General features: G+C 59.9%; 25 protein-coding genes. 7 read left to right on the top strand and 18 right to left on the bottom strand.

Annotated features, from left to right (window positions below):
* Positions 1-64 precede the first annotated feature (64 nt).
* Positions 65-988, bottom strand: coding sequence for an SDR family oxidoreductase (locus U5J94_RS03600; protein WP_322564268.1), 924 nt, complete (start codon positions 986-988; stop codon positions 65-67).
* Between the two features lie 44 nt (positions 989-1,032).
* On the opposite strand from U5J94_RS03600, the gene U5J94_RS03595 reads away from it, so the two are divergent.
* Positions 1,033-2,049, top strand: a complete 1,017-nt coding sequence (locus tag U5J94_RS03595) for a CDP-6-deoxy-delta-3,4-glucoseen reductase (protein ID WP_322564267.1) — start codon at positions 1,033-1,035, stop codon at positions 2,047-2,049.
* Positions 2,050-2,128: 79 nt separating this feature from the next.
* A complete protein-coding gene (locus U5J94_RS03590) occupies positions 2,129-2,395 on the top strand; it encodes a hypothetical protein (RefSeq protein WP_322564266.1) in 267 nt (88 codons plus the stop codon).
* On the opposite strand, the gene U5J94_RS03585 is transcribed toward U5J94_RS03590, so the two are convergent.
* From U5J94_RS03585 to hemC, 4 genes are read right to left on the bottom strand one after another with little or no spacing between them, the layout of a single operon-like run.
* Positions 2,378-3,550: a heme biosynthesis protein HemY gene (locus U5J94_RS03585; protein WP_322564265.1), complete on the bottom strand. Its 1,173-nt coding sequence runs from the start codon at positions 3,548-3,550 to the stop codon at positions 2,378-2,380. The genes U5J94_RS03590 and U5J94_RS03585 overlap by 18 nt on opposite strands.
* Entirely contained in the window at positions 3,547-4,698 is a 1,152-nt protein-coding gene (locus U5J94_RS03580) for a uroporphyrinogen-III C-methyltransferase (RefSeq protein ID WP_322564264.1), read from the bottom strand. Before U5J94_RS03580 ends, U5J94_RS03585 begins: the two co-directional genes overlap by 4 nt.
* A 7-nt stretch (positions 4,699-4,705) precedes the next feature.
* Positions 4,706-5,485, bottom strand: coding sequence for a uroporphyrinogen-III synthase (locus tag U5J94_RS03575; RefSeq protein ID WP_322564263.1), 780 nt, complete (start codon positions 5,483-5,485; stop codon positions 4,706-4,708).
* Positions 5,475-6,401 (bottom strand): hydroxymethylbilane synthase, encoded by a 927-nt coding sequence (hemC, locus tag U5J94_RS03570; protein WP_322564262.1) that lies wholly within the window; start codon positions 6,399-6,401, stop codon positions 5,475-5,477. Before hemC ends, U5J94_RS03575 begins: the two co-directional genes overlap by 11 nt.
* A 115-nt stretch (positions 6,402-6,516) precedes the next feature.
* Here hemC and U5J94_RS03565 point away from each other — a divergent pair, with 115 nt between their 5' ends.
* A complete protein-coding gene (locus U5J94_RS03565) occupies positions 6,517-7,023 on the top strand; it encodes a thioredoxin family protein (protein WP_322564261.1) in 507 nt (168 codons plus the stop codon).
* A gap of 8 nt (positions 7,024-7,031) precedes the next feature.
* On the opposite strand, the gene U5J94_RS03560 is transcribed toward U5J94_RS03565, so the two are convergent.
* Complete coding sequence (locus U5J94_RS03560) at positions 7,032-7,784, bottom strand: LytTR family DNA-binding domain-containing protein (RefSeq protein WP_322564260.1); 753 nt, start codon at positions 7,782-7,784, stop codon at positions 7,032-7,034.
* Complete coding sequence (locus tag U5J94_RS03555; RefSeq protein WP_322564259.1) at positions 7,765-8,859, bottom strand: sensor histidine kinase; 1,095 nt, start codon at positions 8,857-8,859, stop codon at positions 7,765-7,767. The genes U5J94_RS03560 and U5J94_RS03555 overlap by 20 nt, the downstream gene beginning before the upstream one ends.
* A gap of 206 nt (positions 8,860-9,065) precedes the next feature.
* Here U5J94_RS03555 and argH point away from each other — a divergent pair, with 206 nt between their 5' ends.
* A complete protein-coding gene (gene argH, locus U5J94_RS03550) occupies positions 9,066-10,469 on the top strand; it encodes an argininosuccinate lyase (protein WP_322564258.1) in 1,404 nt (467 codons plus the stop codon).
* Positions 10,470-10,662: 193 nt separating this feature from the next.
* On the opposite strand, the gene U5J94_RS03545 is transcribed toward argH, so the two are convergent.
* The 3 genes from U5J94_RS03545 to U5J94_RS03535 all read right to left on the bottom strand — a co-directional run bounded on the left by U5J94_RS03545 (position 10,663) and on the right by U5J94_RS03535 (position 13,304).
* Positions 10,663-11,556 carry a sensor domain-containing diguanylate cyclase gene (locus U5J94_RS03545; RefSeq protein WP_322564257.1) on the bottom strand — a complete coding sequence of 298 codons (894 nt, stop codon included), beginning with the start codon at positions 11,554-11,556 and terminating at the stop codon, positions 10,663-10,665.
* 228 nt (positions 11,557-11,784) lie between these two features.
* Positions 11,785-12,234 carry a DUF302 domain-containing protein gene (locus U5J94_RS03540; protein WP_322564256.1) on the bottom strand — a complete coding sequence of 150 codons (450 nt, stop codon included), beginning with the start codon at positions 12,232-12,234 and terminating at the stop codon, positions 11,785-11,787.
* Positions 12,234-13,304 (bottom strand): c-type cytochrome, encoded by a 1,071-nt coding sequence (locus U5J94_RS03535; RefSeq protein ID WP_322564255.1) that lies wholly within the window; start codon positions 13,302-13,304, stop codon positions 12,234-12,236. Before U5J94_RS03535 ends, U5J94_RS03540 begins: the two co-directional genes overlap by 1 nt.
* A 131-nt stretch (positions 13,305-13,435) precedes the next feature.
* Between U5J94_RS03535 and U5J94_RS03530 the strand changes: the two genes are divergently transcribed.
* Positions 13,436-14,035 carry a DUF938 domain-containing protein gene (locus U5J94_RS03530; RefSeq protein ID WP_322564254.1) on the top strand — a complete coding sequence of 200 codons (600 nt, stop codon included), beginning with the start codon at positions 13,436-13,438 and terminating at the stop codon, positions 14,033-14,035.
* Here U5J94_RS03530 and U5J94_RS03525 read toward each other — a convergent pair.
* The 7 genes from U5J94_RS03525 to U5J94_RS03495 all read right to left on the bottom strand — a co-directional run bounded on the left by U5J94_RS03525 (position 14,032) and on the right by U5J94_RS03495 (position 19,528).
* Complete coding sequence (locus U5J94_RS03525; protein WP_322564253.1) at positions 14,032-15,306, bottom strand: DNA polymerase IV; 1,275 nt, start codon at positions 15,304-15,306, stop codon at positions 14,032-14,034. The two genes, U5J94_RS03530 and U5J94_RS03525, sit on opposite strands and share 4 nt — an antisense overlap.
* A gap of 15 nt (positions 15,307-15,321) precedes the next feature.
* A complete protein-coding gene (gene lexA, locus U5J94_RS03520; protein WP_322564252.1) occupies positions 15,322-15,921 on the bottom strand; it encodes a transcriptional repressor LexA in 600 nt (199 codons plus the stop codon).
* Positions 15,922-16,075: 154 nt separating this feature from the next.
* Positions 16,076-17,395: a tetratricopeptide repeat protein gene (locus tag U5J94_RS03515; RefSeq protein WP_322564251.1), complete on the bottom strand. Its 1,320-nt coding sequence runs from the start codon at positions 17,393-17,395 to the stop codon at positions 16,076-16,078.
* 97 nt (positions 17,396-17,492) lie between these two features.
* Positions 17,493-17,825 (bottom strand): hypothetical protein, encoded by a 333-nt coding sequence (locus tag U5J94_RS03510; RefSeq protein ID WP_322564250.1) that lies wholly within the window; start codon positions 17,823-17,825, stop codon positions 17,493-17,495.
* Positions 17,826-17,848: 23 nt separating this feature from the next.
* A complete protein-coding gene (locus U5J94_RS03505; protein WP_322564249.1) occupies positions 17,849-18,526 on the bottom strand; it encodes an anti-sigma factor family protein in 678 nt (225 codons plus the stop codon).
* An 11-nt stretch (positions 18,527-18,537) separates the two neighbouring features.
* Complete coding sequence (locus tag U5J94_RS03500) at positions 18,538-19,113, bottom strand: RNA polymerase sigma factor (protein ID WP_322564248.1); 576 nt, start codon at positions 19,111-19,113, stop codon at positions 18,538-18,540.
* Between the two features lie 37 nt (positions 19,114-19,150).
* Positions 19,151-19,528, bottom strand: a complete 378-nt coding sequence (locus U5J94_RS03495) for a DMT family protein (RefSeq protein ID WP_322564247.1) — start codon at positions 19,526-19,528, stop codon at positions 19,151-19,153.
* 204 nt (positions 19,529-19,732) lie between these two features.
* Between U5J94_RS03495 and U5J94_RS03490 the strand changes: the two genes are divergently transcribed.
* On the top strand, positions 19,733-19,960 hold the full coding sequence (locus U5J94_RS03490; protein WP_322564246.1) for a DUF6316 family protein: 228 nt from the start codon (positions 19,733-19,735) through the stop codon (positions 19,958-19,960).
* A gap of 12 nt (positions 19,961-19,972) precedes the next feature.
* Here the strand turns inward: U5J94_RS03490 and U5J94_RS03485 are convergent, their stop codons facing one another.
* Entirely contained in the window at positions 19,973-20,125 is a 153-nt protein-coding gene (locus tag U5J94_RS03485) for a hypothetical protein (RefSeq protein ID WP_322564245.1), read from the bottom strand.
* Positions 20,126-20,166: 41 nt separating this feature from the next.
* On the opposite strand from U5J94_RS03485, the gene U5J94_RS03480 reads away from it, so the two are divergent.
* Entirely contained in the window at positions 20,167-20,970 is an 804-nt protein-coding gene (locus U5J94_RS03480; protein WP_322564244.1) for a hypothetical protein, read from the top strand.
* Positions 20,971-20,972: the final 2 nt, after the last annotated feature.

Here is a 20,972-nt window from a genome sequence, read left to right as displayed (position 1 = left end):
AATGTGGGAGGCGATTCCATCGGCGACCTGCCTGAATTCAAGAAGTCGCGGCTACAAGCCCCTCCTACAACTTGTTCCTTGTCCCTCGTACCTCGTCCCTGTCTCGTAGGCAGGTTTCTTCGAGGCCGTTCTGCAATGTCGGGTAAAGTAACTCAACGCCGAGCTCTTCCCGCAAGCGGGTGGTATCCATGCGTCGCGATTCGCCCAGGTAGGAGAGCATGCCCTCGCTCAGGGTCTGTTGTGCTTCATCCATGTCGATTAAAGGCGGACGTGGCAGGCCGAGAAAATCGGCGACGGTATTGAAATAGGCGGTCATGTTGCTCTCATCGCCATCGCTGACATTGTAAATAGTATCCGCCCGCCCGCGCAGGGCGGCGGCCATGCAGATGACGGCCAGATCGGCGGCGTGAATGCGGTTGGTTTGCGGCGCCAGATCTTCATGCACCATCGGTACCTGTTCCCGGATCCGTTTGATCGGCAGGCGTCCGGGCCCATAGATCCCGCCGACCCGCAGGATCACCACCGGTACGTTCTGTTGGCGGCCCCACTCGCGCAGCGCCTGTTCGGCGGCATAACGGCGCCGGGCGCGATCCACCTGCGGGTAGGCCGGCGTTTGCTCACTGACGATACCGCCCTGCCGGTCGCCATAGACCCCGGAGGTGCTGATATAGACGATCCGTTGCGGCACGGTGCCATGTTGTTCCAGCGCCTGTAAAAAACCGGCCATGCGTGGATCCTCGCGGCCGTGCGGCGGGGGCGGGGCAAAGTAATAGACCAGCGCTTGATGGACCGGCAAATCGGTCAGGGTTGCCGGATCGTCCAGATCGGCCTGATACGGGATAATGTCAGCCGCCGTCTGTCGATCAGCGTGACGGGCCAGGCCGGTGACCGGGAGGCCATCGGCCTGCCACAGCCGGGCGACACGACGACCGATATCGCCACAGCCGACGATGAATACCTGTTCAGGGGGTTTTACTGCCGGGTTCATTAGGCGATAATTCCGCGCTTTGTGATGAGAAGTTGAGCAATTTTATGAGTTTTTCCGTTAAAGTCGAGCCCAGTGGCCACACCTTTCCTGTCGAAGAGGACGAGTCGGTGCTGGATGCGGCCCTGCGCCACGGTTTGACGCTGCCTTACGGCTGTCGCAACGGGACTTGCGGATCCTGCATGGGCAAGGTGGTCGAAGGCAAGATCGTCTATCCCGACGGTGAATTGCCGCCGGCGCTGACGGAAGAACAGGCGACCGCCGGTATGGCGCTGTTCTGCCAGGCCCGGGCTCTCGGGGACCTGGTTATTGAAACCCGCGAAGTGGCCGAGGGCCAGGATATCCAGATTAAAAAGCTGCCCACCCGCATCGCCGAGATGTCGCGACTCAATCACGATGTCATGCTGCTGAAACTCAAGCTGCCCGCCAGTGAGCGGTTGCAGTTTCTGGCCGGCCAGTATGTGGATTTCATTCTCAAGGATGGCCGGCGGCGCAGTTTTTCCCTGGCCAACGCGCCGCATGACGATGATTATCTGGTTTTGCACATTCGTCATGTCGAAGGCGGCCGTTTTACCGGTGAAGTGTTCGACAAGATGAAGGTCAAGGATATCCTGCGCATCGAAGGCCCGTTCGGGGGGTTTTATCTGCGCGAGGAGTCGGATCGGCCGATCATCTTCATGGCCGGGGGCACCGGCTTTGCCCCCATCAAGGGGATGATCGAACACGCCTTCACCTCGGGGATCGAACGGCCGATGCATCTGTACTGGGGCGCACGGGCGGCACGGGATCTCTATATGGCGTCTTTATCCGCGCAGTGGCTCAAGACACACCCCAACTTCAAGTATACACCCGTGTTGTCCGAACCCATGGACGAAGATAATTGGCAGGGTCGTACCGGTTATGTGCATGACGCGGTCATCCAGGATTATCCCGATCTGGGCGGCTACGATATCTATGCCTCCGGGCCCCCGCCGATGGTCTATGCCGGGCAAGAGGCATTTCCCGCTCACGGGCTGGATCTGGATCACTACTATTCCGATGCCTTTGAATACAACAAGGATTGATTCCACGCTTCGCAAATTCCCGTCGATCTGCTAAGTTTATTTTCAGGACAGCCGCGGGCTGCAAGACGGGATGACAGTAGTGACGGATTCAGTTGGAGAAAAGGGCAGCCGCTTGCTGGATGAGGCGGCCCATCTATGCGATATGTTGCGCATGGCTCATTCGACGGCGCATCGTATGCAAAAGGAGTTGCACGGCAGAAGTTACGACAAGGTCAGCGAAATTGCCGATCGGTTACATGATCTGCGGGTGGCATGTAACAGCCTGTTTGACGAGGTGGCTCAGGAGGTCGGTGAGATGGAATCCGGCGAGCATGACACCGGTTATTCCTCAGACACCCAAGAGTAATCCCTTGCGATAGTATTCCGCGGCCTGTTCCCGTTCATTGAGTTTATCCAGCAACTGACCCAGCTCGCGATAGGTTTCCGCCAGCTCGTGATTGCCCAGGCTGGCTTCCAGATAACTGCGCGCCTTGCCCCATAGCTCACAACGCCGCGCCAGGCGTCCCAGTGTGAGCAACAGATTGGCGTTGTTTTCCCGGCCCTTGAGCCAGTGTTCCGCCTGTTGTAACTGGCGTTCCGGCGTGCTTGATTTTGCCAGCCCGTAGAGACGTACCAGCTCACTGTTGTAGTCGCGTTTGATTGCATCGCGCAGAATCGCTTCGGCGGTGTCGTGTTGCGCCAGATCGATCAGGTGTCGGGCGTACTCCTCGATCAATGCATGATCATGGCGCAGATCGCGCGGCATCTGTTGCCAGATGTTATTGAGGCTCTCGGCCTTATGCTGGTTCATCTGTAGCAGATTCAGATAAACCTTTTTGCTGAGCTGATCATGCTCGCTCTCGCTGAGTACCTTGTACTTGTCCAGCTGGGGCAACAAAACCTGCAGATCGCCCCAGCTGTGCAGTTGTTCGTACAGTTGCACGAGCAGATACAACACATGCGGATGGTGCGGAGCCAGCGATTGCAGATGCATCAGGCTGGCCAGCGACTGTTCCAGCTGGCCGTGGGCCAGTTGCAGTTCCGCCTGGGTCAGCTCCACCGCGATGTCGGCGCCCGGGGCGCTGTTATGCGCCAGTGACAGATAGTGATCGCGACGCTCGTGGGCGTGCTGTTTTTGCGCGGCCCGCGCGGCGGAGAGGTAATTGAGCAGGGGGGTGTCGCTCTCCCTGACGTGTTTGATCAGCGCACGCTCGGCGCGGCGCCAGTTGCCTTCCGCCAGTTCGATCAGACCGCGGTTGGAAGACTGGCGTGCCTTGCGCCGACGGCGCAGTTTACGCCAGCGGCGCCAGCGTGCCGGGACATGCCAGCTGCGCACGACCGTCCGGATCAACATATAGAGCACAATAAAACCGATGACAATGGCACTGACAAACAGCGAGAGGGTCATTTCCACGGTGTGCTCTCCGCGGCTGATCAGCACATAGCCGGGATCCTGATAGGCGAGCAACCCGAGCAGGACACCACCGAGCAAAATCAAAAAGGCATAGAACAACCATTTCATGATGATGGGCTGTCCTGTTGATCACTGTCGTTGTTTGACTCCGGGGCGCCCGGCTGGCGTTGCTGACGAAATTCCAGCAAGGCCTGGTGCGTATCACTGATATCCGGCAGTTGCGGATGGATCTCCTGCCCGGCCAGTTCGCGCAGCTGTTCGATTGCCTGGCGGGTGGCGTTATGTTCGGTATCGAAATAGGTTTCCAGCCACTGACGGGCCTGTTGCAGTCGCTCCTGATAGACCCGGGTCTGGCCGTTGAGCAGCGCCAGGCGCGCCTGTTCCAGTTGCAGTTGCAGGTTCTGGGTCAGGAAGAACCGTTGTTCGGGCGCCAGTAGCGGTTGTATCGGCTCATCATGATGGCGAATCACCACCAGTGACTTGATATCGCGCCAGATCGCCGCCGGCAACTCTCGCCAGTTGTCGACCTTATCGGCGGTGGGCTGTTCACCCTGGCGGGTCTTGCTTTGCGGATCGGGGGTGGCCAGGGGTAAACGGGTGATATCCCCGGCCAGGCTGCTCAGGTTGAAGGAGAGCCCGGCGAGATCCGGCTGGGCAATGCTGCGCAGATCATTGATATCGGCCGCGATGCGCTTGCGGATTGTCAGCAGGCCGGGATCGGCCATTTCGCGTAGTCGGGCATCGGCCGACTGCAGGGCAACAATGGCGGTCTCGACATCCCGCTCGAGTAACAACCGATGGTTGGCCAGTTTGAGCAGGTACTCGGCCTCGGTCAGCAGCCAGTCGTTACGCAGATGACTGCGACTGGTGAGCAGGTTTTCCAGCGCGTTGTCCAGATTGCTCTGGCGTTCACGCAAATCAGCAAGTTGTTCACCCTGCTGTTCGTTGTTTGCGCGAAGTTCCTGCTGGAGGTTGGCAAGGTTATCCTGCAAGCTGCTGATCCGTTGCCCGCGCTCGGCGGCCAACTGTTGCTGATCCTGCCAGAGATAATAGCCGCCGCCGGCCAGGGCGATTAGTGCAAGCAGACTGAGCAGGGCGAAAAACAGCGCCACGGTGCCGCCACGTGCGGCCTTTTTCGGGGCAGGGGTTGTCTGCGCCGCTTCATCGGGGCCGGCCTCCTGTTGAGGTGCCTCGCCCGTCTCGTCGGCGCTGTCGGGCAGCGTGTTATTGGCTTCGTTGTCGTCTTTGTCGTTCATCGCGTTGTTACTCACCGTGGCGCCAGCGGCGCAGTGTCTCGAGCAACCCGTCGTCACCGGGTTGGTCACAGACCCGTAGCGGGCCGTGAAATCCGTGCCGCCGGGCGGCATCGGCAATCCGTTGATGAAACACCACCAGCGGGGTGCGTTGCAATGTCTCCAGCTCGGGCGCGCCGAATTCGATCAGATTATCCAGCGCTTCGCTGCTGGTAACACTGATAATATCGATCTCCCCCTGTCGCAACGGGTCGAGTAACCACTCGGGATCATTGTCGGGCCTGACCCGCCGATAGACCTCAGCATACCCCACCTGTGCGCCTCTGGCACGCAGGGTCTCGGCCAGCTGTTCGCGCCCTCCCTGGCCGCGAAAGATCACCACCCGCAGACCGTCGACCTGCTGCAGGGCCGGCAACGCCAGCAGCGCCTCGCTGTCGTCGCCCCCGGCGGGCAGGAGATCGGGGGGGCGTCCCGCCAGCTGTTCCAGCGCCCGGGCGGTCCCCTCACCGACGCAGGCGAGACGGCTGTTTGCCGGCAGGTCGCCGCCGTAGGCGGCCAGCTGTTCGAGGCCGTAGCGCACGGCGTTGGGGCTGACAAAGATCAGCAGATCGGTGTCGGAGAGTCGCTCGAGAAGGGGGCGAAGTGCCTCGGGATCGGCCGGACCGGTGATGGCCAGCAGCGGGAACAGCAGCGGTCGGCCGCCGGCCTGTTTGATGCGTTCTGCCAGGGCGGCGGCCTGGCGGGCCGGGCGGGTAACGACCACCCGCAGACCGCCCAGATCACGCCCCATACAGCTCCTCCAGGATCACGTCGGCACCGCGCGCCAGCAGATCCTCGGCCAGAACCAGGCCGAGTTCGGCGGCATCCTCCGGCGGGCCGGCGATCTCGCCGCGGACGATTTCACTGCCGTCGAGGCGTCCGACCAGGCCGCGGATCAGGATCACGCCGTGGGAAACTTCGGCATAGCCGGCGATCGGCACCTGGCAGCCGCCGTTGAGACGGTGGTTCATGGCCCGTTCGGCGCGTACCCGGGTGGCGGTGGTGGCGTGGTTGAGCGGGGCGATCAGGCGGTTGATTCGCTCATCGTCGCGGCGACACTCGATGCCGACGGCCCCCTGGCCAATGGCCGGCAGGCTGATCTCCGGGCCGAGGAACTGGGTGATACGATCCTCGAAGCCGAGCCGCTTGAGCCCGGCGGCGGCGAGGATGATGGCGTCATACTGGCCGTCATCGAGTTTTTGCAGGCGGGTATTGACGTTGCCGCGCAAATCGAGAATCGCCAGATCCGGCCGCAGTTCGGCGATCTGGCACTGGCGGCGCAGGCTCGAGGTGCCCAGCCGGGCGCCCTGGGGGAGTTGTTCCAGCGCGGTGTAAGTATTGGAGACAAAGGCATCGCGCGGATCCTCGCGCGGGCAGATGACCGGCAGATGCAGGCCGTCGGGCAGTTCCACCGGCACGTCTTTCATCGAGTGGACAGCGATATCGGCGTCACCGTTGAGCAGGCCGTTTTCCAGCTCCTTGACGAACAGCCCCTTGCCGCCGACCTTGGCCAGTGGGGTATCGAGGATCTTGTCCCCCTGGGTGGTCATTTTCAACAGCTCGACCTGCAGATCGGGATGGAGTGCTTCCAGCGCGGTTTTGACATATTCGGCCTGCCAGAGGGCCAGCTGACTTTTGCGTGTCGCAATACGGAGGGTTTCGCTCATGCCTTGCTCTTGATTAAGATTTAATGGGGGTATAAAAAGAGATTATAAAACTTATGCGGAGAAAATCGCACAAACCTCTATACTACACCAAATCCCGGTCGTACCGATGCCCCTGATGTTAAGACGTTTTCTTGCCACATCGCTGCTCCCCCTGTTGCTGACGCTGCCGTTGAGCACGACAGCTCAGGTCGCGCCTGCCTACAAGGTACCGCTCACCACGGATCTGCACGCCGACGGGCAGTTGGCCCGGGAGAAGAACCTGCCGCTGCTGATCATGTTTTCGCAGGATGGTTGCAGCTATTGTGATCAGGTCCGCGAACAGTTTCTCGAACCCATGCGCAAAAGTGGTGAGTACACCGACAGGGTGATCATGCGCATTATCAAGGTCGATCGATTTTCGGATATTCGGGATTTCGACGGCCGGATGCGTGAACCCTCCGATATCGCTACGCGATACCGGGCCAGTGTCACGCCGACGGTGATCTTTGTCGATTATCGCGGCCACGAACTGGCCGAGCGGGTGCTGGGTATCACCACCCCGGCGTTCTACGGCGGTGAACTGGATGATGCCATTGAGGTCTCGTTGCAGCACCTGCGGCCGATGAACGTCTCCCTGCAGTAACGCCGCTTTCACCCCCCTGCGATCGCCATCGATCGAATCAGTTGACGGATCGCCGGCAGGTGCCGGCGACTGACTTCCAGGGTTTTCTCCCCATGCTGCAGACAGAGCAGCATGCGCCCCTGGCCATCCTTGCGCAGCGCCTTGATATAGCGCTGTGCCACCAGGGCATTGCGATGCACGCGGATGAATTGATCGGCAAACTTGTGCTCCAGGGATTTGAGCGACTCCTCGATCAACACCTCTCCGCCCCGGTAACAGACCGTCACATATTTGTCTTCGGCCAGAAAATAGAGCACCTCGTTGACCGGAATCAGTCGCACGCCGCCCTGAACGCGGGCACTGATATGTTGTGGTGTGGTGGCGTGCTCTTCCTGTAGTTGTGCCAGTGATTGCAGCTGGGCGCGGGTCAGCCGGGTGGCGGCCTGCAGGGCGTGTTGCAGTTGTTGCTGCTTGATCGGCTTGAGCAGGTAATCGACCGCGTGGCTTTTGAATGCCTGCAGGGCGTATTGATCGTAGGCGGTGGTAAAAATGATTGCCGGCGGATTGGCCAGTTTGTTCAGGTGAGTAGCGGCTTCCATGCCGTCCATCCCGGGCATGCGAATGTCCAGCAACACCACATCCGGCTGATGCTGTTGTACCAGCTCCAGCGCCTGTCGGCCGTTACGGGCTTCACCGACGACAGTGAGATCGGGCAGCGCCTCCAGCAGATTTTGCAGACGACTGCGGGCCAGCGGTTCATCATCAACGATCAGAATTTTCATGCCAGGGCTCATAGGGAAAACTCAAGCAGACTTTAAAACGCCGTTCATCCTCGTCAAGTGAAAGCTGTGTGGGGCCATCGAAGCCGGCCGCCAGCCGATCGCGAATGTTCTGCAGGGCCAGCTGATTACCCGGGCGAAACGGCCGGGATGAATCGGTCTCGGGTAATGGATTGCGAATAATAACCTGCAGTTGTTGCCTGTCCACAACGCCCTCTACCTCGATCGTGCCGCCCTCGGTGCGCGGTTCGATGCCGTGATAAATGGCGTTTTCGATCAGTGGTTGCAGTAACAGGGCGGGGACCTGTGCATCATCCGGCAGTTCACCGACCCGCCAGTGCACCTTCAGTCGATCACCCAGACGCAACTGTTCTATCTGTAAATAACGTTCGCACAGTTCCAGCTCTTCGGCCAGCGTCACGCGTTGGCGGGCGTCGCTGATCGAGGCGCGAAACAGATCGGCGAGATTTTCCACCACCTGTTCGGCCTGTTCCGGTTTCTGCCGGATCAGGCTGACGATGGTGTTCATGCTGTTGAACAGGAAATGCGGTCGAATACGGGATTGCAGGGCCTGCAGACGGGATTCCGATTCGGCGCGGACCTGGCGTCGCCATTGCTGCTGGACATAGAAGTAGCGCAGCAGCGGGCCGGTGATGATCAGGCCGATGAGCAGATTGCGCGCCAGAAACTTGCTGTGCCAGAGAGTATCCAGGCCGCCGGGATAATAGATCAACCAGTAGGCGCCTTCACTGACCAGGATAATGATCAGCAGAATCAGCAGATAACTGTAAAGACTGGCCTTCCAGATGGGCAGCAGACCCAGGTGCCGACGCAACAGGCATAACACGGCGCAACTGGTCAGGGCACACCACTGCACAAACAGGGAGATCAGTCCCAGTCGTGCCCAGCGTTCGGTCAGGGTGGTCTCCAGCGGCGCCAGGGCGATAACAATCGCGGCGAGCTCGGCGATAATCACTATCAGAAACACCATGCGGATGCCGCAAAAATCCGGCAGGAACAGGTTGCCCTGCTCCGTGACAGAGGTAGGTGTACGGGTGTTATCCGCGGTGCCCGGCATAGTCTGTTCCGCAGTTGGCCTGTCTGTCATTTTAGCTGAACCCCGTTATTGCGGAAAGTTGGCAGTGATGAGAAAACAGCCCGGACAACCGCTAGCCGTGAGTGTAGGCAATAACGGGGTGAATTAAAGCACAAATTGCGCGAACTCATGCGCAACCAGAGTGAAACCGTTATAATCGAAGCAGTTGAATGAATGGATGAACCGTCATGAGTGATACCAGTTGGACCGGTAAACCCTGGGCCGGGCGCTTTACCGCGCCCACCGACGCCTTTGTCGAGGTGTTTACCGCGTCAGTCGGTTTTGACAAGCGCCTGTACAAACACGATATCGCCGGTTCCATCGCGCATGCCCGCATGCTGGCGCATGTCGGGGTGTTGAGTGAAGCCGAACGGGATGCGATTGTCGACGGCTTGCAGGTGATCGAGCAGGATATCGAACGGGGTGAGTTTGCCTGGTCGACGAGCCTGGAAGATGTGCATATGAACATCGAGGCGCGCCTCACCGATCGTATCGGCGATATTGGCAAGAAACTGCACACCGGCCGTTCGCGCAACGATCAGGTGGCAACCGATATCCGTTTGTATCTGCGCGATGAGATGCGCGAGATTCAGGCCGAAGTCACCCGTCTGATCGAGGGGTTGCTGGGACTGGCCGAAGCGGAGGCCGAGACCATCATGCCCGGCTTTACCCACCTGCAAACCGCGCAGCCGGTGACCTTCGGTCATCATATGCTGGCCTGGGTGGAGATGCTGCTGCGGGATCTGGCACGGCTCAAGGATGCCTATCAACGCGTCAATGTCATGCCGCTGGGTGCCGCGGCGCTGGCCGGAACCACCTATCCCATCGATCGCGCCTTTACCGCCCGGGAACTGGGTTTTGAGGCCGTGGCGGAAAACTCCCTGGACGCGGTCAGTGATCGGGACTTTGCCATCGAGCTGGTGTCAGCCGCCTCGGTATTGATGATGCATTTGTCGCGCTTTTCCGAGGAGTTGATTCTCTGGTCTTCGGCACAGTTTGATTTCGTCGATCTGGGCGACAGTTTCTGTACCGGTTCGAGCATCATGCCGCAGAAGAAAAACCCCGACGTGCCCGAACTGGTGCGCGGCAAGACCGGGCGTATCTACGGCCATCTGATGTCGTTGCTGACCCTGATGAAGGCCCAGCCGCTGGCCTATAACAAGGACAACCAGGAAGACAAGGAGCCGCTGTTTGACACCATCGATAATGTCAAAGGGTGTCTGAAACTGTATGCCGACATGATGCCGCAGATCCAGGTCAAGCGGGATAACATGATCGATGCGGCCCGGCGCGGCTTCTCCACCGCCACCGATCTGGCCGATTACCTGGTCCGCAAGGGTGTGGCGTTTCGCGACGCGCACGAAATCGTCGGCAAGGCGGTACGTTACGGTGTGGACAATGACAAGGATCTGTCCGAGATGAGTCTCGATGAGCTGCAACAGTTTTCCAAAGTGATCGAGCCGGATGTGTTCGAGGTGCTGACTCTGGAAGGCTCGGTCGCCGCGCGCAACCACGTCGGTGGAACCGCGCCCGACCAGGTGCGGGCTGCTGTCGGCCGGGTCCGCCAACGACTGGATCAGCTCGCGTTCTAAAAAGGGACGAGTAACGAGTTACGAGGGACGAGGAAAATATTCACCACGAAGACACCAAGACACGAAGGAAGAATGAATCTTCGTGGTTTCGGATTAGAATCGGTAACTGAGGGTGCTGCCCGTAGACGTGTCCTTAAGAAGCCTTTCCTCGTAACTCGTCACTCGTTACTCGGCCCTGCCCGAAGGGCCGGGCCTAGCCGCTTGCGGCGGGTTGCGGGCCGGTGTCGTCGAGCATCTGGCGGGCGCGCATCAACAACAGCCCCATGTCATCGCCCTTGCGCCATTCGGCAACCCCGAACCGGGCGGTGATCGCAAAATCGGCGGGTTCCAGATCGGGAATGGTCAATGCATCGATCTGCTTGCGCAGATTGTCCACGACCTTGCTGGTGTCCTCGGCGTGGGTTTCCGGCAGTACCAGCAAAAAGTCGTTTTCTGACAGGCGTCCGGCGATGTCCGCCCAGCGCAGTTGATCGCTGAGCAGACGGCTGACGGTGGTCAATAACGGCAGGGCGTCATCACGCTGATAACGCTCTTTGAAATGTTTCAGACAATCGAGCCGCAAAATGATAACCGAGAGCGGGCGGTCATAACGGCGGCTGCGCGAAAGTTGCGGTTCGAGACTGTAGTAGAGCCCCTTGCGGTTGCGCATGCCGGTTTCGTTATCGACCATAATGATATCGTTGAGTTCATCCTTGAGTTGATCGCGCTCCTGCATCACCCCGTGCCACGGTGTGATATCGATAAAATAGTGAACCGTACCCTGCGCATCGGGCAGGGTTTGTTGCTGACCCATCAACCAGCGATCCTCGTCGGCTTCGTCACCCGGTAGATGCAGGGTCGTATTCAGGTTGAGCAGCTCGGACAGGGGCGCGGGGAGTTCATCGGCGCGCTGGTTGAGCAGTTGCGCCCGGCGTGTTTCACCCAGCATTTGCGCCAGGGTATCGTTGACCCAGCTGATCCGCCCGTGGTTGTCCTGCAGCAAAATGCCGATGGGGCAGGCGCTGATGATCTGCCGCAAGTGGGGAGTGTCGAGTTTGTCCAGCATGATTCGGTAGTCCGTTAGCCGTGCCGTGATGACGGGAAACATAAGCTACCGCCACGACGGCCGATGTGCAAGTGCCGGCAGGGCCATAAGTCCCCGGGCCGCGTGGGTCACCATTTCGGGCGATTGAAATCCTGACAGTTTATGGGTTTGGCGTCTGTGGCCGGATTTGGTGATGGCCGCCGCAAACTGCCATGAGCCTGGCGCGTACTATTTGCGGGTCGAGAAAATGATCGAGTTGCCCCCGGCTGTTGCGGCGCAATGAGCGAATGGCTACTCGCTACTGCGCATGTCGGCAAGCATGGCCTGCAGATCGGCGGCCCACTTTTCCAGTACGCTGTTGAGCTCCGGCTCGTCGGTTTCCAGCAGTTGCAAGGGACTGAAAGAGACCAGCAGCGTGTCTTCCTCTTCGGCGAAGATCGCAATCTTCAACGGCAGGTACGGTATCAGCTGCGGATACTCTTTGCTCATGCGACGGATCTCTTCCGCCTTGCCGAAGAAAACCACCCGGTACTTGTCAGTCTTGTAACCAAACTGGGTCAGACCGATATCGACCCGTTGTACCCGGCTGACGGTGTAGCCGTGTTTTTTGATGGTCTCCTGCAGCTTCAACATGGCCTCGGGAAAGGCCTGTTCGGTACGGGCCATCAGCAGGCGGTCGGCGCTGTAGGCCGGTGCCAGCACGATTAACAGGCTGAATAATAGAGCAAGTCGTTTCATCATCAGAATGTCGCTTCTTCGATAATCAGATTGTAGGTTTTCGCCATTTCGTCGCAGAGCCGGTTGAGCTCGGCATTGTTAAACAGATAGGCCAGACGCTTGGGATTGATAGCCGTGACTTCGACCGTGCCTTCGTGTTTCGCCACCGTGACCCGGCAGGGCAAAAACAGTCCCACACGCGGGTCGATGGCCAGAGCACGATTGAGGAAATCAAAATTACAGAAATGGACAATCACCTGATCGGGGTTTTGCTCGTCCTCCGCAAAAAAGCCGTCCTCGAGCTTCTGGGTCCGGATAATACGAAAGTTTCTGCCCACGGCGGCCCGCTTCAGGGCTTCAACGGTCTCCTCGACGGAATAGGGCGATTCGTAGCTGATGGTCAGCGGTTCATCATCCGCGCTGCCCACGGTATTGGGATCCGGCTGCTGTTCGAAGCTGCGGACATAACTGACGATGTCGTCGATCTGTTGTTCGCTGAGTCCCTGTTTGCGAAACGACGGCATCGGGGTGCCTTCGCGACCGTTCATCAGCGCGGCCTTGATCAATTTGTCCGAGGCGGCAGCCAGAAAGCCGCTGTTGTTGAGCGCCGGCGCGATAACGGGCAGATCGCGTGGCCGGGAGAATGTCACGCCGGTGCCTTCGCCGCCCTCGCCCTGCGCGCCGTGGCAGCTGACACAATGTTTGGCATAGAGCGCTTCGCCCCGCCGGGGATCGCCCTCGATCGTCTCATCTGTTGGCGTAAGCGGTTTGCCCGGCGCCCAGCTGCGCAAATGTCTGACCAGGGCATCGACTTCGGCTTCACTGAGTGTGGGGAACGCCGGCATAACCCGCCCCGGGCGACCATGACGAATCGTCTCTTTTAAAAATCGATCACTGACCCCATATTGGAAATCGGGAAGATTCAGCGGGACGCCCACCCCGCCGTCACCCTCGTCACCATGACAGGCGGCACAGTATTGCGTGTACAGCCTGGCGCCGTCGGGCCGTGCCGCCGCCTTGTCAGCCGGCGAGGGGCCCTCCTGACAACCGGCCAGAACGGTTGCCAGCAGGCCAAATAACAACACGATGCGCATGCCAACTCCAATATCGCTTGATAACCCGGTAATTAATATAATACTAATATAAATAGCCAGTATTGATACATATCAAATATTGATACATATCTAACGCACAGCAAGTGCCCAACCGAAATGAGTCCTGTCTGATGAAGCCTTTTGCCGAAGCCTGCGAGGAGAACAAGCAGCCGATCCTGGCGGTGTTGCAGCAGCAGTTTGCCGACTGTCGAACGATTCTGGAAATCGGCAGCGGCACCGGTCAGCATGCGGTGTTTTTTGCCGAGCAGTTGTCGCACCTGCACTGGCAGCCCAGCGATGTGGCGGAGAACCTGCCGGGAATCCGCCTCTGGCAGGCGGAGTCGCAAAACGACAACCTTGCGGGGCCTTTTGTGCTGGATCTGCGTAAACCCGCCTGGCCTGAAGATACCTACGACGGCGTATTCAGTGCCAACACCGTGCATATCATGGGCTGGCCTGCCGTGGAAATCTTGTTCGACGGAGTGGGGCGCGTGCTGGCGCCCGGCGGTCGCTTCTGTCTTTACGGGCCGTTCAAGTACGACGGTGTCCACACCAGTGAAAACAATGCGCGGTTTGATACCGGGTTGCGCCAGCGCGATCCCGTCAGTGGCGTGCGCGACGTCACCGATCTGCAACGGCTCGCGGAGGCGGCGGGCCTGTCCCTGATAGAGGATATCGAAATGCCGGTCAACAACCGCACGCTGGTGTGGCAGAGAAATCGCCAGGGTTAATTGTCCGGGATGGTTTGTCGATGGCCGAAGGGCTTCCAGGCCGGCGAGATCACGTTCGGCATCTCGGAGCGGCCCAGCAGCCGGGCCGGGGCCAGGGTAAACTCGCCATAGCGCTGATTGATCGCATCCATCACTTCATTACTGGCACGTTGCTGGACAGGTTCGGCCTCGAACAGTTGCAGTTGTCGTTCGCCATTGCGGGGATCCAGCGCGGTGATCTGGACCTGATGGATGCCTTCGCCCTGCCAGTGAGAACGCAATACCTGACGACCCAACTGGTAGATCGCCCCGCCGTCGTCGGTCGGCAGGCGGGTCGACGATTTGGCGCCGAGCCAGCCCTGGGCGCAACGCAGGCCGATAAAAAAATGCTGCGCCTGCAGATTATGACGGCGCAGCCGTTCGCCCACTTTCTCGCTCATGTGCAATAAGAAGGTCAGCAGTACCTCCCGGTTGCGTGTATCGGGCGGGATGACCTTGCCGTGGCCAATGGTTTTGGGCGGGGCCACATTGACGTGGACCGGATCGGGATCGGTCCCCTGGGCCATGTACCAGATGCGCCGCCCGGGATTGCCGAAACGCTGTGCCAGTACCCCGATGGGCAGTTTGGCCATGTCGCCGCAGACGTGGACGCCACGGGCGGCCAGAAACTCGCCAATGCCGCGATTGATGCCACACAGTTCGGTGACGGGGACATTGGCCAGTCGTTGTTTTGCCTCGTCCGGCGGGATGACCGTCAGCCCGTCGGGTTTGTTGAGCTTGGCGGCATATTTGGCCGTGGTCTTGTCGCCGCTGAGCCCCACCGAACAGCGCAGGTTGGAGGCCTCGAAGACCACCTGTTTGGCGCGCTGCGCGATATCGGCCGGATGACCCAGCAGGTTTTGACAGCGAGTGATGTCAAGAAAGGCCTCGTCCACCGAAAAGATTTCCATGTCGGGACTGATCGCCGCCTGCAGCGCGGCCATGATCGTCGTGGAAACCGCGGCGTAACGTTGCGGCCGGGCCGGGATCTGGATCAGGGCGGGGCATAACTGCCAGGCCTCTTTAAGGCGCATGCCGGTGTGCACGCCCTGGCCGCGGGCTTCATAGGAGCAGGTAATAATGCAGGTGCCCTGCTGGCCGTTGGTAATGGCCACCGGTCGATCACGCAGCTCGGGTCGGTCCAGCTGCTCCACCGAGGCGAAAAAGGCGTTCATGTCCACCAGCAGGATGGCGCGCGGCCAGGCTTTGAAGGCAGGTGTGGCGGCGGACGGGGAAGGGGATCGATCCGGCATGATCCACCGGGAGCTTTATTGGTAAGTGCGCAGCTGGCCGACCAGGATGCCCTGGATGCGGACCCGGCGCGGATCGAAGACCATGGGTTGCAGGTCCGGATTTTCCGGGCTCAGTTCCACGCGGCCGTCGGCATAGCGTTTATAACGTTTGAGAGTGGCTTCCTGTTCGTCGATCAGCGCCACCACAATGTCGCCGTACTCGGCCTGGTCGCGGGGTTCAATGATCACCAGATCGCCGTCGAGAATGCCGACACCGATCATGGAGTCGCCCTTGATCTGCAGGGCATAGCGGTCGCGACCGACGAACATGTCGCTGAGATTCAATTCTTCCTGGCCGGGAATGGCCTCGATAGGATGGCCTGCGGCGATCCGGCCCACCAGCGGGAGGGTTGTGGATCGAGTGGGAGTGGGACTGACAAGCCGAATGCCGCGCCAACCACGTTGAACATGCTCCAGCTCGCCCTTCTCGATCAGCGACTGCACATACCGGTGTACCGTGCCCTTGGAGCTGATCTCCAGGGATTGGCCGATCTCGCTCAGGGTCGGTGCGTGCTCATGGTCACCGATATAGTCCCGAATGAAATCCAGTATGCGCTGTTCGAGTTGAGTGAGCATATGTTCTCCTAACGTTCTCTAACTGTAGAGAACTTTTGGAGAACGATCAAGCCCGCCGGAGAAAAAATTTTTCAGCCATCTTGTTGATCGGCCATCTCACTTCGGCCGGGGACAGCAGCAGTCCCAACGATATCGACAAGGCCATAACAAGCGGTTAATACCGTGCCTCGATCCCGCCCATAACCTGGTGGCGGGCATAGTCATACGCCGTGATGTTGGAATCGTTGTCGATATAGCGATAGTCGACAAACAGCGCTGTCCTGTCGGCCAGGCGTTGCTGCGCCCGGATCCCGACCAGATAGCGGTGATCCTCGCGGGGCACTTCGGTGGTGCCGGTGCCGTTGCTGATCCGATAGGGATCGTCGTAATCGCTGTAGCGGTATTCCCCGCGCAGGGTGTAACGCCAGTGGCCGGCGTCGGGAAGGGTGAGGCGCGCGAACAGGCTGTGGCGGGTCGGTGAGTAGCTGAAGAACTCGCCATTTTGTTCGAGATCGTCCCGATCATTGAGTTCAAGCTGATAACCGAAACGTAACCAGCCCGCGCCGGTCGGCAACAGACTGTCGATGCCGAGCCGCTGTTCCCAGCCATCAAGATAGGCATAACGGGCGCCGCCGTCGATCAGCCCGGCCTGATAATGCAGCCGCAGATCGCGACCGCCGCCGAGGGTGCGGCGTGCGTTGGCGGCGATATTCAGCGATTGTTCAAAACGGTCCGAGTCGACATGGATATTGTCCAGATAGGCGCGCAGATCCAGTTGCCAGCGCTGCAGGATCTGCTCCTGGTTGAACCCCAGGCGCAGGCTCTGCTGATCGAATTCGCTGACATCCAGGTACTGGCGCAGGTGCAGGCCGCCGAACAGATACCGGGCGCGGGTACTGTCGGCGCTGAGACGGTGATTGACCACCGCCCCGGCCTCAATGAACAGATCGCTGTTGTCGCTCAGGTTAACGGTCTCGGCATCGGGGGCCAGCGCCACGTTGCTGTCGTAACCGGCGGCAACGGTCGCTGACAATGTGGTGCCGGCATCCGCGCGGGTGCCAGGCAGCCGATCCAGCGCGCTGGCGGCCAGCGCGCGCAACCGGGCGTTATCGCTGCGCCGGTAAGCCTGTTCGAAATGATCCGCGGCCCGGTCGGGTTGATCCAGACGCCGGGCCACCAGCCCCAGGTTGTAATGGGCCAGCGCGGCCCATTGTGGATCGCGGGTCAGTTGCGCGAACTGTTGCGCCGCTTTGGCGTAGTCCCCGAGCCGGAAGTAGCTGACGCCCAGATTGTACTGCAGGGCGGGTTGATCGAAGCCGGCGCGTTGCGCCTGCAGATAGGCCTGGATCGCCTGTTGATGTTCCCCGCGTTGCGAGGCCGCCACCCCCCGTTCGAACTCGGCCTGACCGACGGGCGCGGCAAAGGCGCCGGTGAGGGCGCTGAACAGGAGCAGGCATAGCGACAGTGAAAAGCGGACGGTCCGTCCCGGTGGCATGACAGAATCCTCAATATATTGTGTAAATATAATAAAACAAACCACGCCGGTAAAATACCGACGTGGTTTGCGTGGGGGGTTGTTGTTGCGGCGTTATTTACGGACGATCACCCGGGACCTGAATATTCTGGTTCCGCTCCTCGGCCCGATCCCGGGCGGTGTCGGAGACATCCTGGCCGAAGTCCTCGTTCATTTCCTCGCGCAGGCGACGTGCCTTGTTGGCCGTGTCGATGCCGAACTCGGCGTTTTCGTGCGCTTCAGGCGCGGCGTCCTCGGGTAGCCGGATGTCAGTGACCGCCGCATCGGCGGAACTGTCGGCCGGGACCGCTTCGAGGGTGACCTCGAGATCGTCCTGCTCCTGGGCCTGGACACCGAGCGGCAGCAGCAGTGCTGCCATCAAGGTCAAGAAATAAGGTTTCAGTGTTTTCATCGTCGTGCTCCTGTCGGGGTGGGTTAGAGTGTCTGTTGCGGTGTGCCTGAATTGACAGGCGGTTCAATGACTCGGGTCTGGATGCGAAACTCTCGCCGGCCGCTGGGGTGCTCAAGCCTGGCGATCAGCTCGCCGCGCTGCCAATCGTTGTCGCGAACAATCAGCGGCAGTTGCAGGCGGTTGCTGCCCTGTGCCAGGTCGGTCTGCCAGCTCAGCTCGCGGCGACCCGGGTAGCCGTCGATCTCGACGTGTTCGGGTAACTGCAGGGTCAGCCGCACATCTTCCAGCGCCCGTTGGCTGTGAAAGGCCAGCTGTACGGTCCGGGTTTGCTGTGGCGCCAGCGTGACCATGATCGTCCCGTCAGTCTCGCCGCTGCCGGAGAGGTTACCGGCCAGATAACCGGCGAACAGGGCGGTGACCAGCGCGCCGGCCGCGATCGATCCTTTCAGCCAGCCGCTTGTGGCGGTGCGCCGCGGCCGGGTGGCGTGTTGCATGACGCGCCGGGCAAAGTCGGGCGAGGGCGGGACCACGGGCAGATCGTGCAGCGCCTGCTGCAGCTCCCGGGCCCGGGCGTACTGCTGCCCGCAGCGCTCGCACTGTTGCAGGTGATCCTGCAGCGCATCCTGAACGGTGGGCGGCAGCTGGCCGTCAAGCCAGTCATCCAGTTGCTGTTGAAAAGTGGTGCAGTGGGTCATCGTCATCGGTTCGCTCCTTACCCGTTAACACGCTCGACGGGCGTGGAAGGTTCCCGCTCGGACGAAAAAATCTCACGCAGGCGGGCGCGAGCGCGGTGCAGGCGCGACTTGAGCGTGCCGCCGGGAATATCCAGCACCGCCTGCAACTGTGGCAGGGTGAACCCCTCCACATCGTGCAGCAGCACGACCAGGCGCTGCTCCTCGTTCAGTGAATCGATGGCCTGTTGCAAGTCGTGTTGCAGGCGGGTCTGTTCCAGGGCGTGTTCGGGGGTATCCCGACTCTGGTGCAGGTTGTCCAGAATCTCGTCACTGTGTGCGTCGTTCAGATCGGTGGGGGTGCGCTGCGATTTGCGCCACGTATCGATGTACTGGCGGTAGAGGACGGTCAGCAGCCAGGTCTGCGGGTTATCCAGATGATCGAGGGGGGTCTGTTTCTCGAACAGGCGGGTCAGCAGTTCCTGGACCAGATCCTCGGCATCGTCGCGGTTGCCGCACAGTCGAAACGCATAGCGGTACAGCGCCGGCAGGTGCGGGCGCAGCTGTTGCTCAAACTGGCGGGCGCGCTGCCCGGCTAGCAGGGGGATTATGGCCATACCCTGTTACACGTTCGTGCGCGGCAAAAGGTTCCCCTCAGCTTTGTAAAATACTATGCAAATGGGGACGGAAGATAAAATAGACCGCTCCCAGCAAGCAGAGACCGGCCCACAGAAAATCCAGCCGCAGCGGCTCTTTCATATAAAAGTAGGCAAAAGGAACGAATACCGACAGGGTGATCACTTCCTGAAGAACCTTCAGCTGGCCCAGGTTCATCACCGTGTAGCCCGTGCGGTTGGCCGGAACCTGCAACAGGTATTCGAACAGGGCGATGCCCCAGCTGATCAGCGCCGCGACGATCCAGGGCTTGTGGGTCAGATCGCGCAGATGAGCATACCAGGCAAAGGTCATAAATACGTTGCTGGCCAGCAGCAGGCTGACGGTGATGCCGATGGGCGGTAAATTCAGGGACATGACGTTTACACTCCTTGAAGCGAGAGGTAGGAGAGGGTCCGTAGCGGACAGGATTGAATCTGTCCAGGAGGCGGACAGCCTGTCGGCGAATTCTGACAGGAATCAGAGAAAAACCCTACGCGATTTTCAGCCTGGTCTGACAGGCAAAAAAGATCGCACCCGCTATGCTTTTCGACTCTGACAAGGCATAAGGCGGTGATCACCATGTACCGGTTTGATGACGAAAAGGAACAGGCGCCGGTCCGCTCGGAGCGTTTTTACGAGGGGAATGGCGAATGGTTTTTTGCGGTGCGCAAGGGTCCGGATCGCGGTCCCTTCGCCAGCAAGGAGGAGGCCCGTGCCGCGCTGCGGACTTATATCGTGGAACAACTCGCCGAAGAGAAACATCGCCACCCGTCAGGGCGGCGATTCTGGTTGCGTTCACCGGCCTGAGAAGGCAAGACCTTACAGCCGGTAGCGCGTCATCATGTCGCGCAGTTCGCCGGCGAGGCTGCCCGGCTGTTGCGCCGCTTCGGCCATGGCATGGGCGTTGCCGCCGGTAACATCGGCCATTTCGGTGAAATGCGCGATTCCTCTTTGAATGAAAATGAATATCATTTAGAATATCACTCCCTTATTTGTCGAGTTCAGGAGTGACCATGTTTCAGTCTGTGACAACCCGCTTTTCGTGGCTGCTGGCGGCGGCCTTTGCCGCGGTCCTGGTCAGCGGTCCGGCCCAGGCCAGCGGCGAGATCGGCGATCACGTCAAGGATCTCAAGGCCCACATCAATGAGTACACCGACGAGGTGCACTGGTTGTTGGAGAAGGTGCACGGCATCGTGGCCACCTATAAAGAGCAGGGCGCCACGGCTGCCAGGCCGACACAGCTGGTGGATCACTGGGAGGCGGTAAAATTCCACGCCGCCATCGAGACCAACTATGTGCCGCTGTATGCCAATATCTGGCAGGGGTTGTATGGCTTGCAGGAAGCGATCCAGAAAGAAAAACCAATCGCCGAAGTGCGCCGGCAGCAGGCGGCCCTGGAACAGGCACTCTGGCAGTCGCTGGGGGCGGTCAAACTGGCCGCCAAATTTCAGACCGAAGGTCGGACCCCCTCCGGGGGCGGTAAGGCCATGGGCCCGGTGGCGACTATCGACGCGATCAAACATAACCTCAGTGAGGTGGTGATCGAGTTTGCCGAGAAAGAGTATGACGAGGCGAAAGAGCTGGTATACGAGACGTACCAGACCCGCTTCGAAGGCATCGAGGGCGCGCTGATTGAACAGGACGCCGAGCTGGTGGAAGATCTCGAGAAAGACTTCAACGTTACCCTGCCGCAGCAACTGAATGCCGACGGTTCCATGGAGGCGGTGAAGCAGATCGTCGATGCCATGCAGAAAAAACTGGATCGCGCGCGGGAGTTGCTCAAGCAGGCCGAAAAGAACAAGCGGGACGTCTTTTAAAG

It is taken from the genome of Thiohalophilus sp. (assembly GCF_034522235.1).
GTDB lineage: Bacteria > Pseudomonadota > Gammaproteobacteria > UBA6429 > Thiohalophilaceae > Thiohalophilus.
The sequence above is the reverse complement of the archived record's forward strand: the minus strand, read 5'-3'. Positions and strand labels throughout refer to the sequence as shown.